This is a genomic window from Enterobacter cloacae complex sp.6700776 (assembly GCF_048284255.1).
Lineage (GTDB): Bacteria > Pseudomonadota > Gammaproteobacteria > Enterobacterales > Enterobacteriaceae > Enterobacter > Enterobacter intestinihominis.
On the sequence record NZ_JBLVYK010000003.1, the window covers coordinates 285,611 to 302,145 of the forward strand.

The 16,535-nt window shown below is 57.9% G+C and carries 15 protein-coding genes; 3 read left to right on the plus strand and 12 right to left on the minus strand.

Annotated elements, in window-relative coordinates; translation table 11 throughout:
* Positions 1-44: 44 nt before the first annotated feature.
* A complete protein-coding gene (gene pdxB / locus ACNQ0T_RS07450) occupies positions 45-1,181 on the minus strand; it encodes a 4-phosphoerythronate dehydrogenase PdxB (protein ID WP_023306650.1) in 1,137 nt (378 codons plus the stop codon).
* A gap of 111 nt (positions 1,182-1,292) precedes the next feature.
* Here pdxB and flk point away from each other — a divergent pair, with 111 nt between their 5' ends.
* On the plus strand, positions 1,293-2,297 hold the full coding sequence (gene flk, locus ACNQ0T_RS07455; RefSeq protein ID WP_023306651.1) for a flagella biosynthesis regulator Flk: 1,005 nt from the start codon (positions 1,293-1,295) through the stop codon (positions 2,295-2,297).
* A gap of 84 nt (positions 2,298-2,381) precedes the next feature.
* Here the strand turns inward: flk and ACNQ0T_RS07460 are convergent, their stop codons facing one another.
* Both ACNQ0T_RS07460 and fabB read right to left on the minus strand, forming a co-directional pair.
* On the minus strand, positions 2,382-3,560 hold the full coding sequence (locus tag ACNQ0T_RS07460) for an MFS transporter (protein ID WP_039270236.1): 1,179 nt from the start codon (positions 3,558-3,560) through the stop codon (positions 2,382-2,384).
* A gap of 68 nt (positions 3,561-3,628) precedes the next feature.
* Positions 3,629-4,846 (minus strand): beta-ketoacyl-ACP synthase I, encoded by a 1,218-nt coding sequence (gene fabB / locus ACNQ0T_RS07465; RefSeq protein WP_022648859.1) that lies wholly within the window; start codon positions 4,844-4,846, stop codon positions 3,629-3,631.
* Between the two features lie 158 nt (positions 4,847-5,004).
* On the opposite strand from fabB, the gene mnmC reads away from it, so the two are divergent.
* Positions 5,005-7,002 (plus strand): bifunctional tRNA (5-methylaminomethyl-2-thiouridine)(34)-methyltransferase MnmD/FAD-dependent 5-carboxymethylaminomethyl-2-thiouridine(34) oxidoreductase MnmC, encoded by a 1,998-nt coding sequence (gene mnmC / locus ACNQ0T_RS07470; RefSeq protein ID WP_046619049.1) that lies wholly within the window; start codon positions 5,005-5,007, stop codon positions 7,000-7,002.
* Between the two features lie 65 nt (positions 7,003-7,067).
* Here mnmC and ACNQ0T_RS07475 read toward each other — a convergent pair whose 3' ends face one another.
* Genes ACNQ0T_RS07475 through prmB form a run of 6 tightly spaced genes read right to left on the minus strand, consistent with a single transcriptional unit; the run spans position 7,068 to position 11,616 of the window.
* Positions 7,068-7,343 carry a YfcL family protein gene (locus ACNQ0T_RS07475; RefSeq protein WP_022648861.1) on the minus strand — a complete coding sequence of 92 codons (276 nt, stop codon included), beginning with the start codon at positions 7,341-7,343 and terminating at the stop codon, positions 7,068-7,070.
* Positions 7,344-7,356: 13 nt separating this feature from the next.
* Complete coding sequence (locus tag ACNQ0T_RS07480; protein ID WP_417929829.1) at positions 7,357-7,902, minus strand: elongation factor P hydroxylase; 546 nt, start codon at positions 7,900-7,902, stop codon at positions 7,357-7,359.
* Positions 7,902-8,711, minus strand: coding sequence for a sulfite exporter TauE/SafE family protein (locus tag ACNQ0T_RS07485; protein WP_063149113.1), 810 nt, complete (start codon positions 8,709-8,711; stop codon positions 7,902-7,904). Before ACNQ0T_RS07485 ends, ACNQ0T_RS07480 begins: the two co-directional genes overlap by 1 nt.
* Positions 8,711-9,535, minus strand: a complete 825-nt coding sequence (gene mepA, locus ACNQ0T_RS07490; protein WP_003861385.1) for a penicillin-insensitive murein endopeptidase — start codon at positions 9,533-9,535, stop codon at positions 8,711-8,713. Before mepA ends, ACNQ0T_RS07485 begins: the two co-directional genes overlap by 1 nt.
* Before the next feature lie 2 nt (positions 9,536-9,537).
* Complete coding sequence (gene aroC / locus ACNQ0T_RS07495) at positions 9,538-10,623, minus strand: chorismate synthase (protein WP_022648864.1); 1,086 nt, start codon at positions 10,621-10,623, stop codon at positions 9,538-9,540.
* Positions 10,624-10,683: 60 nt separating this feature from the next.
* The gene (prmB, locus tag ACNQ0T_RS07500) at positions 10,684-11,616 is read right to left on the minus strand and encodes a 50S ribosomal protein L3 N(5)-glutamine methyltransferase (RefSeq protein WP_022648865.1); all 933 of its coding nucleotides are present in this window, start codon (positions 11,614-11,616) and stop codon (positions 10,684-10,686) included.
* Positions 11,617-11,761: 145 nt separating this feature from the next.
* On the opposite strand from prmB, the gene smrB reads away from it, so the two are divergent.
* Positions 11,762-12,313 (plus strand): endonuclease SmrB, encoded by a 552-nt coding sequence (gene smrB / locus ACNQ0T_RS07505; RefSeq protein ID WP_417929831.1) that lies wholly within the window; start codon positions 11,762-11,764, stop codon positions 12,311-12,313.
* Between the two features lie 46 nt (positions 12,314-12,359).
* On the opposite strand, the gene sixA is transcribed toward smrB, so the two are convergent.
* From sixA to fadI, 3 genes are all read right to left on the minus strand, one after another.
* On the minus strand, positions 12,360-12,845 hold the full coding sequence (gene sixA, locus ACNQ0T_RS07510) for a phosphohistidine phosphatase SixA (RefSeq protein WP_003861375.1): 486 nt from the start codon (positions 12,843-12,845) through the stop codon (positions 12,360-12,362).
* A 209-nt stretch (positions 12,846-13,054) separates the two neighbouring features.
* Positions 13,055-15,202 carry a fatty acid oxidation complex subunit alpha FadJ gene (gene fadJ / locus ACNQ0T_RS07515; protein ID WP_228338504.1) on the minus strand — a complete coding sequence of 716 codons (2,148 nt, stop codon included), beginning with the start codon at positions 15,200-15,202 and terminating at the stop codon, positions 13,055-13,057.
* Entirely contained in the window at positions 15,202-16,512 is a 1,311-nt protein-coding gene (fadI, locus tag ACNQ0T_RS07520) for an acetyl-CoA C-acyltransferase FadI (protein ID WP_023300649.1), read from the minus strand. The genes fadJ and fadI overlap by 1 nt, the downstream gene beginning before the upstream one ends.
* Between the last annotated feature and the right edge of the window lie 23 nt (positions 16,513-16,535).

Below are 16,535 nucleotides of genomic sequence, written 5' to 3' on the forward strand. Positions count from 1 at the left end.
AAGCGTCCCTGCCGGAATATCCGACAGGGAGCATTAAGAAGACATTAACGTGCCGGGTGGTGAACGGCGTTAAATCCCAGCTGATGCAACAGCGCCGCCGCGGGGGCGTCATCGCACATCACATACAGGGAGGACCACTCGCGGCGCTCAAGGTAATTTTTGCGCAGCTTGTCAAACTCACCCGGAATACCCGCCACTTTACGCAGCAGCGCGTCATCGCGGCGCACATCATACACCAAATGCACCAGTCTTTTCAGCGTTGCCTCATCCAGCGGTCCATGAAGGGTAATGCGACCAAATTCCGGGGCGGGCAGCAGCGTATCCAGCGCTACCTGCTGCGGATGGCCGATAAAGGCGCTGTAAGCCTCAAACACCTGGGTTGTGCCACGCGCTTTGCCTTCAAGGGTATAACCCGCGATATGCGCGGTACCCACGTCCACCTTATTCAGCAATGCGACGTTGAGATCCGGCTCTGGCTCCCAGACGTCCAGTACGACGCTAAGATCTTGACCCTCGTCGAGACATGTCAGCAGCGCCGCGTTATCCACCACCGGTCCCCGGCAGGCATTTATCAGAATAGTGCCAGCCTTCAGACGGCGGATCAGCTTTTCGTCGGCCAGGTGCAGAGTCTTGTACGGCCCTTCTTTAAAGAGCGGCGTATGGAAGGTGATGACGTCGCACTCGTCGACCAGCTCATCCAGCGTGCGGAAATCGCCCTCATCGCCGTTATCCTTACGCGGCGGATCGCACAGCAGAGTGCGGATGCCCCAGGCTTCCAGACGCTTTTGCAGACGTCCGCCCACGTTGCCCACACCCACAATCCCGACGGTGCGGTCTTTCAGCGCAAAACCATCGCGCTCGGCCAGCATCAATAGCGAGGAGAATACATATTCCACGACGGCAATGGCGTTACAGCCTGGTGCCGCGGAAAAACCAATCCCCGCCTGCTTAAGCCACTGGTCATCCACATGATCGGTCCCGGCCGTTGCCGTCCCGACAAATTTAACCCCTTTGCCGGTGAGCAGCGCCTCATTTACTTTGGTCACCGAGCGCACCATCAGGGCGTCTGCATCGTCCAGTTCGCTGACCGGAATCGGGCGACCAGGGACAGCCTTAACCTCACCCAGGCGGCTGAACAGCTCACGGGCGTAAGGCATATTTTCATCAACGAGGATTTTCACGTCTGAGTACCTGTTTGAGAGGAAGTAAACCTGCCAAGTGTGCCATAATCTCGCCGCCGGGCATATATCTCCGCCCGGTTACGCAGAGTTTGACTTTAAGGATTTTTGACGATGCAGCCCATTTCAGGTACGCCTCCGCGCCCTCCGGGTGAAGGCCCCGTAACGCCCAACACGCCAGGCGAACAACCGCTCTCCACGCAGCAACGCACCGTACTGGAGCGTCTTATCACGCGTCTTATTGCGTTGACCTCACAGCAAAACGCAGAGGTATGGGCCGGCGTTAAGCACGATTTGGGCGTCAGAAACGATGCGCCGCTACAGTCGCGCCATTTCCCTGCCGCCGAACAAAACCTGAACCAGCGTCTTACCAGCGCACAGCAGCAACATACTACCCGCCAGATTATCTCGCAGCTGACCGAGCTGTTGGGCCAGGGGAATAATCGTCAGGCGGTGAGTGATTTTATCCGTCAGCAATACGGTCATACCGCCCTGAGCCAGCTTTCGCCGGAACAGCTGAAAACCGTGTTGACCCTGCTGCAAAGCAATCAGCTTTCTATCCCGCAGCCGCAACAGCGCCCGTCTACAGAACGGCCATTGCAGCCTGCGGAGCATAATACGCTCAAGCAGATGGTCACTAAGCTGGCTGCCGCCACCGGCGAACCGACAAAGCTTATCTGGCAATCCATGCTGGAACTTTCCGGTGTGAAAGCGGGCGAGATGATCCCGGCAAAACAGTTTACCCATCTGGTCACCTGGCTCCAGGCGCGTCAGACGCTCAGCACCCAGAGCGCTCCGACCCTGCACAGCGTACAGGCGGCACTGAAACAACCGCTGGAACCGCACGAGTTCGATATGATCCGGGATTACGCCCAGCAGAGCTGGCAGGCGACACCGCAAACCGTGCTGACCACCGCGCAGGTACAGGATTTACTGAATCAGATCTTCGTTCGCCGCGCCGAGCGGGAAGGCGGCGTGCCGGAGGTAAGAAACATTCAGCCGATCTACAACCCGCTGTTTGCCCCCGTTGTTGACACGTTCAAGACGCTTTCTGCCCGTCCGGGATTGATGTTTATCGCGTTGCTGATTGCGCTGGCGATTTTCTGGCTGGTTTCTTAAAACTGCCGGGTGGCGGCTACGCCTTACCCGGCCTACGGTTCGCGCGGTTGTAGGCCCGGTAAGCGGAGCGCCACCGGGCAAAAACTACGACCTGCGAAACGCCACCAGCGTCACCACAATCCCCACTACCGCTGACACCGCACCGGCGAGAAATACGGAAGGATAGCCAAACGACGTTGCAAGCAGCCCCGCCAGCGGCCCGGTGATGCCGTAAGAGATATCCTGAAACGCCGCATAGCCGCCCAGCGCCGTGCCGCGCACCTGCGGAGCCACGCGCTTAACCACTTCAACGCCCAGCGCCGGGAAGATCAGTGAGCAGCCGCAGCCGGTTAACGCCGCACCCAGCAGCGCAACGGATGCGGACGGCGCCTGCCAGAGCAGTACCAGACCCATGGTCTCAATGACCAGTGACGCCACCGCCACCTTCACGCCGCCAAAGCGATCCGGCATCCAGCCAAACAGCACGCGCATCAATACAAACGCGCCGCCAAAGGCCGTCAGCGTAAAGCCCGCCATCGCCCAGCCGCGGCTCATGAAATAGAGGGAGACAAAGGTACCAATAACCGCGAAGCCTACCCCCTGAAGCGCCAGCCCAAGCCCCGGTTGCCAGATTTGCCCCACCACGCTCCACAGCGAAGGACGCTCGCCTTTATGGGCGGGCACCTTGCGCACCGAACCGTTAAACGCCCACGCCAGCAGCGGTAATACCATGGTGGTGCCTGCCAACGCCGCAAAACCAAACTGGCTGTGGATCAGCAGCCCCAGTGGTGCGCCTGCCGCCAGCGCGCCGTAAATCGCCATCCCGTTCCAGGACATCACTTTTCCGGAACGCGCAGGTCCCACCAGCCCCATTCCCCAGGTCAGGGTGCCGGTCAGCAGCTGGCTTTCGCCAAAGCCGAGGATCAGGCGCCCTGCCACCAGCAGCGCGAATTTATACGCTGCATCTATCGGCAACAGCGCCGCCAGCAGCCAGGCTCCCCCCGCCAGCCCGCAGGCAAACATGCCCTGCAACGCCGAGCGTTTTGCGCCGTGCTGATCCGCCAGGCGACCGGCGTAGCCCCGGGTTAAAACCGTCGCTAAAAACTGAATGCCCACCGCAATACCGACCATGGTGTTGCCATAGCCCAGCTCCTGGTGAACGAACAAGGGGATCACCGGCAGCGGCAGACCAACGGTCATGTAGGTCAGAAACACCGCAAAGGCGATGCGGAAAAGGGAAAGGTTCCCGGAAGGAGCGCTCTTCTCAGGGGTAACAGCCTTCATGCATAACTCCGTGTTCAGGCATAAAAAAAGGGAGCCGCGTGGCTCCCTTCTACTATATCTTCAAACGCTTACGCTTTCAGCTTACGCATCACCAGCGTGGCGTTGGTGCCGCCGAAACCGAAGCTGTTGGACATAACGGTCGTCAGCTCACGTTCGGTGGTTTCGGTCACGATGTTCAGGCCTGCCGCCTGCTCGTCCATCTCGTCGATGTTGATGCTTGGCGCGATAAAACCGTTTTCCAGCATCAGCAGAGAGTAGATCGCTTCCTGCACACCCGCCGCACCCAGAGAGTGACCGGTCATGGCTTTGGTTGCAGAGATAGCCGGACTGTTGTCGCCGAACACTTCACGGATCGCACCCAGCTCTTTCACGTCGCCTACCGGCGTTGAGGTGCCGTGAGAGTTCAGGTAGTCGATTGGGGTATCAACGCCGTGCATCGCCATCTTCATGCAGCGCACCGCGCCTTCGCCGGATGGAGCAACCATGTCAGCGCCGTCAGACGTTGCGCCGTAGCCCACGATCTCAGCGTAGATGTGCGCGCCACGCGCCAGCGCGTGTTCCAGCTCTTCAACCACAACCATACCGCCGCCGCCAGCGATAACAAAACCGTCGCGGTGTGCATCATAGGTACGGGATGCTTTGTCTGGCGTTTCGTTGTATTTGGTGGACAGTGCGCCCATCGCGTCGAACTCACAGGCCATTTCCCAGCCCAGCTCTTCGCCGCCGCCAGCAAATACGATGTCCTGTTTGCCCAGCTGGATCTGCTCAACCGCATTACCGATACAGTGTGCGGAGGTCGCACATGCGGAGCTGATGGAGTAGTTCACACCGTGGATTTTGAACGGCGTTGCCAGGCACGCGGAAACCGCTGAACCCATGGCTTTGGTCACAACATATGGACCGACCGCTTTCAGGCCGCGCGGGCTGCGCATGGCGTCAGCACCGAACACCTGAGCTTTAGAGGAACCGCCGGAGCCTGCAATCAGGCCCACGCGTGGGTTGTTCTGGTAAGCGTCTTCGCTCAGACCAGAATCCTTGATCGCTTCCTGCATGGAAAGATAGGCGTAGATAGAGGCATCGTTCATGAAACGAACCACTTTACGGTCAATTAAACCGGTGGTATCCAGTTTAACGTTACCCCATACGTGGCTACGCATTCCAGAATCTTTAAACTCTTCAGAGAAAGTGATCCCGGAGCGTCCTTCACGCAGAGATGCCAGGACTTCCTGCTGGTTATTACCGATGCTGGAAACGATGCCCAGGCCAGTAATCACTGCACGTTTCATTCAATACCTCTGTAAGTCGCACTATAAAAAGTTTCGAGTCGCACAATAGCGTACACTTGTACGCCGAACAAGTCCGATCAGCGATTTTCTGTGGAAATTTGCACCGATGGGCTCACATCGCTAAGATCGTGCCACTGCCTGTCGGACGAGTAACTTACGTGAAACAAAACGCCATACAACCTGCCAACCTCGAATTCAACGCTGAGGGTACACCTGTTTCCCGAGATTTTGATGACGTCTACTTTTCTAATGATAACGGACTGGAAGAGACGCGCTATGTCTTCCTCGAAGGAAATCATCTCAGCACCCGCTTCCCTGAGCATCCGCGCAGCCTGTTTGTCGTCGCGGAGAGCGGTTTCGGCACCGGGCTGAATTTTTTGACCCTCTGGCAGGCCTTCGATCAGTTTCGCGCTGCACACCCCGAAGCTACCTTACAAAGATTACATTTCATCAGTTTTGAAAAATTTCCGCTTACCGCGCACGATCTGCGGCTTGCCCATCAGCGCTGGCCGGAGCTTGCCCACTGGGCGGAACAGCTTCAGGCCCAGTGGCCACCGGCTATCGGCGGCTGTCATCGTCTGATTCTGGACGACGGACGCGTCACGCTCGACCTGTGGCTTGGCGACATTAACGACCTGACCGATAAGCTCGATGACTCAATGCATCAGAAAGTGGACGCCTGGTTCCTGGACGGTTTTGCGCCCGCCAAAAACCCTGACATGTGGAGTCCGCACCTGTTCAGCGCAATGGCACGTCTGGCACGCCCGGGCGCGACGCTTGCCACCTTCACCTCGGCGGGCTTTGTCCGCCGTGGGTTGCAGGAGGCGGGGTTTACCATGCGGAAAACCAAAGGCTTTGGCCGCAAACGCGACATGCTGGTGGGGGTGATGGAACAGGATCTGGCGATCCCGGCACAGGCACCCTGGTTTGCTCGCCGCCCCAGTGCGTCGCGTGAGGTCGCCATTGTGGGCGGAGGTATTGCCAGCGCCCTGCTCTCACTGGCGCTGCTGCACCGTGGCTGGCAGGTGACGCTCTACTGCGCTGACGAGGCACCGGCGATGGGTGCATCAGGCAACCGTCAGGGGGCGCTTTATCCCTTATTAAGTTCACACGATCCCGCACTGTTCCAGTTCTTCCCGGCTGCGTTTACGTTTGCTCGTCGCCTTTACGATAGCCTGCCGGTTGCGTTCGACCACGACTGGTGCGGTGTGACGCAGTTGGGCTGGGATGAGAAGAGCCAACAGAAAATCACCCAAATGTTGTCGCTGGGGCTGCCGGAAACCATCGCCCATGCAGTGACGGCTCAGCAGGTTGCTGAGACCGCTGGCGTCGACACCGGCTGCGGCGGAATTCAGTATCCACTCGGCGGCTGGCTATGTCCGGCTGAACTGACTTCTGCGGCGATAGCCCTCGGGCAGTCGCGTGGGTTGACAGTGCATTATGCCCACAAGGTTGAATCGCTAAGCCGCACTGCGCACTGGGAACTGCGTTTTGCTGACGGCAATGCGTCGCAGCATGCCAGCGTTGTACTGGCCAACGGACATCACATCACTCAGTTTACCCAGACAGCGTCATTGCCGGTTTATCCAGTCGGCGGCCAGGTGAGCCATATCCCCACTGCGCCCGAACTGAGCAAACTGCGTCAGGTGCTGTGTTACGACGGCTACGCGACGCCGCAAAATCCGTCCAACGGCCATCACTGCATCGGTGCCAGCTATCATCGCGGTGAAACAGATATGCAGTACAGCGAAGCGGATCAGCAGCAAAACCGCCAGCGCCTGCTCGACTGTTTCCCGAATGCGTCGTGGGCGAAAGAGGTTGATGTCAGTGAGGGTCAGGCGCGCTGCGGCGTACGCTGCGCGACCCGCGATCACCTGCCGATGGCGGGAAACGTGCCGGACTATGACGCCACGCTTGAAGTCTATCAGGATCTTGCAGACAACAAAGAAACGGCGGTAAGTGCGCCCGTTTATCCGGAACTGTTTATGTTGGGTGGCTTAGGCTCGCGGGGATTATGCTCCGCGCCATTGCTGGCTGAAGTGCTAGCCGCGCAAATGAGCGATGAGCCGGTTCCGCTGGACAGGGTTACGCTCGCGGGGCTTAATCCGAACCGACTGTGGGTGCGGAAATTGCTGAAGGGGAAAAGGGTTAAGTAGGGTGCGGTCTGGTGTCCTCACCCTGGCCCTCTCCCCAAAAGGGAGAGGGAAGAGAAGGCGGCAACTTAGCGTTTAGCCTGCTGGAACAAATTGTCCCACATGCCCAGCACTAAAGACTGGTCGCGTGGAGACAGTTCCCCGGCCAGAATGGCTTTTTCAAGGCTGCGAGTAACTTCCGCGTGAACGGCGTCGGCAGAGTGATCGTCCCCGGCTTCCAGCGCGGCTACCGCCAGCGTCAGGTGACCACGCAGATAACCGCTGGCGAACAGCTCATCATCGCTGGCGTGTTCCACCATGTCATCAATTAACGCCAGAATGCGTGATTCAAATTCTGCGATCATCTTCTTTCCTCTGTTATAAATCTTCCGGCCACGGGAAGCATTCCGCCGTGATCTCCGGCGTATGGTAATAATTTTGTAAAGCCTCGATCAGGCGTGCCGGACGTTCCGGGATGCCTTTCTCAAGATATTCCATCAACTGCGCATGCACGCGGCGCTGGAAGACGATACGGTCTGGCTCGAAGTCGCCTTCAAGGTTGTCACAGCTGACGTTGAACGGGAAACCCGCCGCCACGCAGAACAGCCACTCCAGCGCCTGCGGTTTCACCTCCACATCTTCGAACTGCCCCTGGGTGGCGGCGTCGCGCCCGTCCGGGCAGTACCAGTAACCAAAGTCCACCAGCTCGCGACGCGCTTTCCCCGCGATGCACCAGTGCGAAATCTCGTGCAAACCGCTGGCGTAAAAGCCGTGGGCAAAGACGATGCGGTTGTATGAAACCTGGTCATCAGCAGGAAGATAGATCGGTTCGTCGTCGCCTTTAATCAGACGGGTATTAAAATCATCAGCAAAACAGCTGTCGAAGATCTCAATCAGCTGTTCGTATTTATGCGTACTGTTCATTAGTTCATCCCCAACCAGGTGAGGATCTCCTGTCCATGGCTGTCATAAAGAAGTTTGGCGCTCATCACCGCCGAGACAACAACAATCATCGGGCGGATCAGCTTTTGCCCTTTGCTTAATACCAGACGCGAGCCTGCGCGCGCGCCCAAAAACTGCCCCGCCATCATCACAAATCCGGTAGCCCAGATAACCTTGCCGCCAATGATAAACAGCAGCAGACCGCCAACGTTGGAGGTTGCGTTGAGGACTTTGGCGTGGGCGGTGGATTTGGCGAGGTTGAACCCGGCCAGCGTCACGAATGCCAGCGCGTAAAACGAGCCTGCCCCCGGACCAAAGAAGCCGTCGTAAAAACCGACGCAGCCACCGGAAATCAGCGCAAACGGCAGGCCGTGCAGTCGCCGCGCCCGGTCTTCCTCGCCGAGCTTTGGCATCAGTAAGAAATAGAGGCCAATACAGATAACCAGAATCGGCAGGATCTGGCGCAGAATGTCGGACTGTACGTGCTGGACCAGCAGCGCGCCCGCCGTCGAGCCAATAAACGTCATCAGGATATTGAGCTTCTGATCGGCGAGATTCACCACTTTGCGCCGAACAAAGTAGAGCGATGAGGAGAGCGAACCGCCGCATGCCTGGAGTTTGTTGGTGGCAAGCGCCTGGGCAGGGCTCATGCCTGCCGCCAGCAGCGCCGGAACGGTGAGCAACCCGCCACCGCCCGCCAGGGCATCGATAAATCCGGCTAACATCGCAACAAAAAAGAGCACCGCCAGCAGCAGCGGTGACACCATAAACAGATCGACGAAATTATCCATTAAAGTACATGCTCATCCAGTAGCGCCTGGCAGGAAGGCGGCAACGGAGGCGGTGTCTTCTTCTCAGGCTTAGAGGTTCCAGGCTTGGCCGGTTCAAACCAGCTTTGCAGTTCGTAACCACAACCATCGCCAGGCGGTGGCAGCGGCTGATCTTCACATTCCAGGCTGTTCGCCGGGCAGCGCAGGCGAACATGCATATGCGCCCGGTGCTGGAACCATGGGCGCACTTTACGCAGCCAGTCGCGATCCGTTCCCGCATCCAGGCAAAGCTGCTGCTTGATGGCCGGGTTAACAAAGATCCGTGTGACGTCGTTATCCTCTGCCGCCAGCTTAATCATGCTGGAAATTTCCGGCGACCAGCGCGAGGCCACGACCCGTTTACCGTCGGCCGAGACCAGATCCAGCGCCTGCGGTTTCAGCAGCTGCGCTGAGCTCCAGCGCGTTTTCGGCAGTTGCAGGAAGATGTCCACATCCAGTCCGGTCTGGTGGCTGGCGTGACCGCCGTTGAAGCGACCACCTGCAGGCATCCCCATATCGCCAATCAGCATCGTCCCCAGCCCCAGGTTATGCACCTGGTTGCCAAGACGCTGAATAAACAGCACCAGGTCAGGATGGCCGAAGTAACGGCGCTGGTCGGTGCGCATCACCTGATAGGTGTCCGACTGCAGCGGAAGTTCCTGCGCGCCGACGATACACCCGTTGGAGAAAGCGCCAATGGACTGCGCGCTTCCCGCTACCGGGTGGGTGATTTTCTGCCACGGCGTGGCGGCCAGGCTTGCTCCACTGGCCAGCAGCGCCAGCAGAGCGATTGCGGTTTTTTTCATAGTTACCAGCGTGGAATGGTGGTCGACACATCCGCATTCTGCGCGCGCTGGCGCAGGAAGTGATCCATCAGCACGATCGCCAGCATCGCTTCTGCGATCGGTACCGCGCGGATCCCCACGCATGGATCGTGCCGCCCTTTGGTGATCATCTCTACTTCATCGCCTGAGCGGTTAATTGTGTGGCCCGGCACGGTAATGCTGGACGTTGGCTTCAGCGCGATATTGGCAATAATTTGCTGCCCGCTGCTGATGCCGCCCAGAATGCCGCCCGCATGGTTGCTCTGGAAACCCGCCTTCGTGATTTCGTCGCGGTTCTGGCTGCCGCGAAGCTTAACCACGTCAAAACCGTCGCCGATTTCAACGCCTTTCACCGCGTTGATGCTCATCAGCGCGTGGGCGATGTCAGCGTCGAGGCGGTCAAATACCGGCTCGCCCCAGCCAGCCGGCACACCGTCGGCCACCACGGTGACTTTCGCACCAATGGAGTCGCCCTCTTTTTTCAGGCCACGCATCAGCTCGTCCAGCGCGTCCAGCTTGTCGGCATCGGCGCAGAAGAACGGGTTAAGTTCTACCTGATCCCAGTCTTTGATTGCCAGCGGAATGTCGCCCATCTGGGTCAGACAGCCGCGGATAACGATGCCGAATTTCTGCTGGAGATATTTTTTGGCAATCGCACCTGCCGCCACGCGCATCGCGGTTTCACGCGCGGAAGAACGTCCGCCGCCGCGATAGTCGCGAAAGCCATATTTTTGTTCGTAGGTATAGTCGGCGTGGCCCGGACGGAAGACGTCTTTAATCGCGCCGTAGTCCTGGGAGCGCTGATCGGTGTTTTCAATCAGCAGACCAATGCTGGTCCCGGTGGTACGGCCTTCAAAAACGCCGGAGAGAATTTTGACCTGGTCCGGCTCGCGACGCTGCGTGGTGTAGCGAGAGGTACCCGGACGACGGCGGTCAAGGTCATGCTGTAAATCGGCTTCGGTCAGTTCGATGCCTGGCGGGACGCCATCAACGATACAACCCAGTGCCAGACCGTGCGACTCGCCAAAGGTGGTCACACGGAATACCTGTCCAATACTGTTTCCTGCCATCACGGCTCCGATGTTGTTGTTTGTGTTTGAGCGTTGTGAAACGGGCCGAAGCCCGCTGGATTAATCTTTGTAAATGCTGAAGTATTCGCGTGCATCAAGCAGTTGCGTTTTGGTCAGCATAAAGACGCCGTCACCGCCGTTGTCGAACTCAAGCCAGGTGAACGGCACATCCGGGTACTGCTCTATCAGATGTACCATGCTGTTACCCACTTCACAAATCAGAACGCCATCGTCGGTCAGATAATCCGGCGCGCAGGCCAGGATGCGGCGGGTCAGCTTCAGCCCGTCAGAGCCTGACGCCAGGCCCAGCTCCGGCTCGTGACGGTACTCGTTCGGCAGATCGGACATGTCTTCGGCATCCACGTACGGTGGATTGGTGACGATCAGGTCGTATTGCAGCGTCGGCAGGTCGCGGAACAGGTCAGAGCGGATAGGCGTGACGTGATGGATCAAGCCGTGCTCTTCAATGTTGTGTTCGGTGACGGCCAGCGCGTCGGTGGAGATATCGACGGCGTCCACTTCCGCTTCCGGGAAGGCGTACGCGCAGGCAATCGCGATGCAGCCGCTGCCGGTGCACATATCAAGTATGTGCTGCGGCTGATGGTTAATCAGGCCGTCAAAGTGGTTGTTGATCAGCTCGCCAATCGGCGAACGTGGCACCAGCACACGCTCATCAACATAGAACTCATGGCCGCAGAACCAGGCTTTGTTGGTCAGGTAAGCCACCGGAATACGCTCGTTCACGCGACGGATCACGCGCTCAACGATGCGGTGTTTTTCACTGGAGGTCAGGCGCGCGGTGCGCATGTCTTCCGGAATATCCAGCGGCAGGTAGAGAGAGGGCAGCACCAGCTGAACGGCCTCATCCCACGGGTTATCGGTGCCGTGACCGTACCAGATATTGGCGGCGCTGAAGCGGCTAACCGACCAGCGCAACATGTCCTGTATGGTATGCAGCTCGTTTACTGCTTCATCGACAAAAATTTTATCCACTCTTTCCTCCAGGGCATGCTCGCATAATTTTCGGCGGCTAGTTTGCCATGAAGACGGCGATAAATCAGCAATGACGCGTGTCGCTTGAGGTTAAAAAATGCGTTTAGTCGGGTACACTATCGGAAATACGAGATGAGAATGACGAATGAAAAAGAAAACATCGCTCAGCGAGGAGGATCAGGCTCTCTTCCGTCAGCTGATGACCGGGACGCGTAAAATCACGCACGACACCATTGTCCATCGCCCGCAGCGTAAAAAAATCAGCGAGGTTCCGGTCAAACGGTTGCTTCAGGAGCAGGCCGATAACAGCCACTATTTTTCAGATGAGTTTCAGCCGCTGCTAAATACGCAGGGCGCGGTGAAATACGTGCGCGAAGACGTCAGCCATTTTGAACTGAAAAAATTACGCCGGGGAAATTACTCGCCGGAGCTGTTCCTCGATCTGCATGGGTTGACCCAGATGCAGGCGAAGCAGGAGCTGGGGGCGTTGATCGCGGCGTGCCGACGCGAGCATGTTTTTTGCGCCTGCGTGATGCACGGTCACGGCAAACATATTCTCAAACAACAGACGCCGCTGTGGCTGGCTCAGCATCCACACGTGATGGCTTTTCATCAGGCACCGAAAGAGTACGGCGGAGATGCCGCATTGCTGGTATTGATTGAGGTGGAGGAGTGGCAGCCGCCAGAGTTGCCCTGACAGGATGGCGGGAGGCACGCGGCACCCCGCCATATCGCACGTCACGTCAGATGGCTTTAGCCATCTTCAGGTTGCACGGACTCATTTGCCAGTTAAAGACCCCTTTGCCGGTTTCGTCGAGGGTGACGTTGGCAATGGCGGACGTTGTGAACATCGGCGGCGTTTCGCCCGGGCACAGCTCAGATACCAGATAGCCGACCAGCGGCAGGTGGGAAATGACCAGTGCGGAAGCGACACCTTCGTTGCACAGCGCCTGAAGGTAAGCACTGACAAGGCCAACATCGCCACACGGCGTGAGTTCAGGGAGAACATCCACACTGGATGGCAGGTTCATACACTCCCCTACCACATCCAGCGTCTGTTCTGCCCGCAGGAACGGACTCACCAGAACGCGTTCAATGTCCACTTTTTGACCTTTAAGCCATGTCGCCATCTGACGGGATTCGTCGCAGCCACAGACGGTTAAAGGACGTACTGAGTCACTGGCGGCATCGAGTGCCGCGTCGCCGTGACGCATGATAAAAACTTGCATATTGCACCGCTTTTGTTAACCAGAATCACCGGCGTTAACTACCCGCGATTAATGCTCTGAGGTAGAAAACCCGATGGCCGGGCATTGTGCCTGATCCATTCGGTGAATGAAACGCTGTTTTTTACCTCAATGGCGTAAGTATAGTCAATCTCTGTTTACAATTTCGCCAGAACAGGTTCCATCACCTCAGGATTTACCCTTCTTTGACTTCAGTTTACGCAATCAGTTTCCCTTGCGGGCCAGAATGTCTGACCCCGTTCCGCCATCTGCAATAATTCGTCACAAGGTGTAAACCGTGGACCGTATTGCGAGGCCAGACGTTGCAGGATCGCAACCACTTCACCCGCCCCGAGGGTATCCATATACCGGAACGGGCCGCCAAGGAATGGCGGAAAACCGATACCAAACACGGCACCGATGTCGCCGTCGCGCGCGCTTTTGATCACCTGCTCACCAAAGCAGCGCGCCGCTTCATTGAGCATCATCATCACGCAGCGCTCAGCACACTGAACCGCCGACAGTTTTCCCTGACCCGTGACAGGAATAAGCGCATAAACCGAAGGGTCGACCTGTTTCTTGCTTTTACGCCCTTTCGCGGCGTAAAGATAGAAACCGCGTTCATTTTTTCTGCCTTTGCGATCGTCCTTCAAAATTGCGGAAACAAAGTTTGCAGGCGGCGCAAAACGATCGCCATAAGCCGCTTCCAGCACAGGGATAATTTTAGTCCCCGTATCAATTCCTACCTCATCCAAAAGTTGGATTGGGCCGACGGGGAAACCAAACTTCACCAGGGCGTCATCGACGTGCTCAATTTTCTCCCCTTCCGTCAGCAACCGCATCGCTTCGTTAATATACGGCGCCAGAATGCGGTTGACGTAGAAGCCGGCTTTGTCCGCGACCACAACAGGAGTTTTGCCCTGTTTTTTCGCCAGCTTCACCACGGTGGCAATAGTTTGCGGGCTGGTTGTGGCATGAGGGATAACCTCCACCAGCGGCATTTTTTCGACAGGACTGAAATAGTGCAGCCCTATCACCTGCTCCGGGCGCATGGCTTTCGCCGCGATGTCGCCGATCGGCAAAGACGAGGTGTTTGACGCGAAAATGGTGTGCGGCGCGCAATGCTGTTCAACGTCCGCTACCATCTGCTGCTTAAGGGCCAGATCTTCGAACACGGCTTCAATCACCAGATCGCGGTGTGCAAACCCACTGTAGTCGGTGGCGCCAGTGATCATCGCGAGGGTTTTATCGCGATCGCTGGCCTTGATATGGCGGCGTTTCACTTTGCGATCAAGGTTCTGCCAGCTGTACTGCAACGCGTGGTTGATACCCTTTGGGTTGATATCTTTGATACGTACGGGCAATTTGCCTTTGCTGGCGGTGACAAACGCGATGCCGCCGCCCATCAGCCCACCACCCAGAACCCCAACGGCGCGCAGCGGAGCCGGTTCAGCTTCACTGCCCGGATCTTTTTTAACCTCCGTGCTGGCAAAGAAAATGCCGCGCAGCGCCTGCGACTGCGGCGTCATCGCCAGCTCGCCAAACGCTTTCGCTTCCGCGGCATAACCGCTGCTGCTGCCCTGGGATAAACCGGTTTCAATCACCTTCAGAATGCGCGTCGCTGCCGGATAATTCCCTCTGGTTTTTTGCTCGGTTTTTTTACCCACCATATTAAACAGCAGCGTGCGCCCCAGCGGCCCGGCGAGGATACGCTCACGCACCGGCAGGGGGCGTTTCGCCTGACGACCTTTCAGCGCCCGCTCAACGGCAGCCTCAAGCAAGATTGCGTGCGGAACGACCTCATCAACCAGACCCGCCTTTAACGCCTGACGGGCGCGCAGCTGTTTACCGGTTAAAATCATCTCCAGCGCAGTACTGACGCCCACCAGCCGCGGCAAGCGCTGCGTGCCACCTGAACCGGGCAGCAATCCAAGCTGTACTTCAGGCAGTCCGAGTACGGTTTTCGCATCGTCGGTACAGATGCGACTGTGGCAGGCCAGCGCCAGCTCAAGCCCGCCGCCCAGGCAAGCCCCGTGGATCGCAGCGACAACGGGTATCGACAGCGCATGGATCTCCGCCATCACCTGCTGCCCCTGACGCGCCAGATCTTCTGCTTCCTGAGCGCTTGTCGCCCGGGCAATCATGTTGATATCGGCCCCGGCAATAAAGTTATCCGGCTTTGCCGAGATAAATACCAGGCCACGTATCGCTTTGTTTTCGCGGATCTGTCTGAGCATCGCACGCACCTGAACGCCGAACTCCGCCTTCAGGGTATTCATCTTTTCGTCGGGCACATCAATGGTGATAACGGCCACGTTATCAAGGCGAACAGCAAGGTTAAATGCAGATGTCGTTTCCATTATTCAGCCTCCAGAACCATTGCTGCGCCCAGACCGCCCGCCGCACAGGCGGTAACGAGGCCAAAACCGCCGCCACGGCGACGCAGTTCGTGCAACGTCTGGGTAATCATTCTCGCCCCGGTCGCTGCAAACGGATGACCGTAGGCAATAGAGCCACCCAGCACGTTAAACTTACTCTGATCCACTTCGCCTGTGGCATGTGCGCGGCCCAGCACGTCGCGGGCAAAACGTTCGCTCGCCATAAGCTGCACATTTGCCAGCGTTTGCGCGGCAAAGGCTTCGTGCATATCAATTAACGTGAGATCGGAGAGCGTTAGCCCCGCGCGCTCCAGCGCCAGCGGCGTGGACCAGGCGGGCCCTAACAGCATGTCCTGCCAGACATCGATGGCGGTAAAGGCGTAGCTGCGCAAATAACCCAGCGGTGTGATGCCCAGCTCTTTCGCCCGGGATTCCGTCATCAGGATCACGGCGGCGGCACCGTCCGTCAGCGGCGTACTGTTGGCCGCCGTAACGGTGCCATGTTTACGGTCAAAGGCCGGGCGCAGTTTTGCGTAATCTGCCAGGGTTGAGGTGCCGCGAATGTTGTTATCTTCCGCGAGCGGTTCCCGGTAAGGCGGTACATAGGCGGTCATCACTTCGTTGGTCAGTTTGCCCTCCGACCAGGCTTTCGCTGCCAGCTGATGCGAGCGATGCGCCAGCGCATCCTGCTGTTCGCGGGTAATACCATAGGTTTTTGCCATCTGCTCGGCTGTATCGCCCATGCGCAGGCCGGTGGAGTATTCAGCAACGGCAGGTGGCACGGGCATGAGGTCGCGCAGGCGTAAACGCGAGAAGAGTTTAAGCTTTGCACCGGTAGTGCGAGCTTTGTTGGCATCCACGAGGATGCGGGCCAGCTGTTTGCTGACGCCGATGGGCAGCACGGAGGAGGAATCAGCGCCGCCGGCGATCCCCGCGCGAATGGTCCCCGCCATCAGGCTTTCCGCCACGTTCGCCACCGCCTGGAAACTTGTGGCGCAGGCGCGGCTGACGCTGTAGGCGTCGGTATGAACATTCATGCCGGTACCCAGCACGATTTCACGCGCGATATTGGGTGCTTCCGGCATCTGTACCACCTGGCCGAAAACCAGTTGCTCAATAACCTCTGGCGGGATCTCGCTGCGAGCCAGCATCTCCCCCACCACCATTTTTCCCAGATCGACAGCCGGTATACCGTGAAACGCGGTTGCCTGACGTGCAAACGGCGTACGTAACCCGCTGACAATGGCAATGCGGTCACCGTGTCGGGTGATAAGCGGTAATGCCTGACTCATAACACTCCCCTGTAAAAAAATTT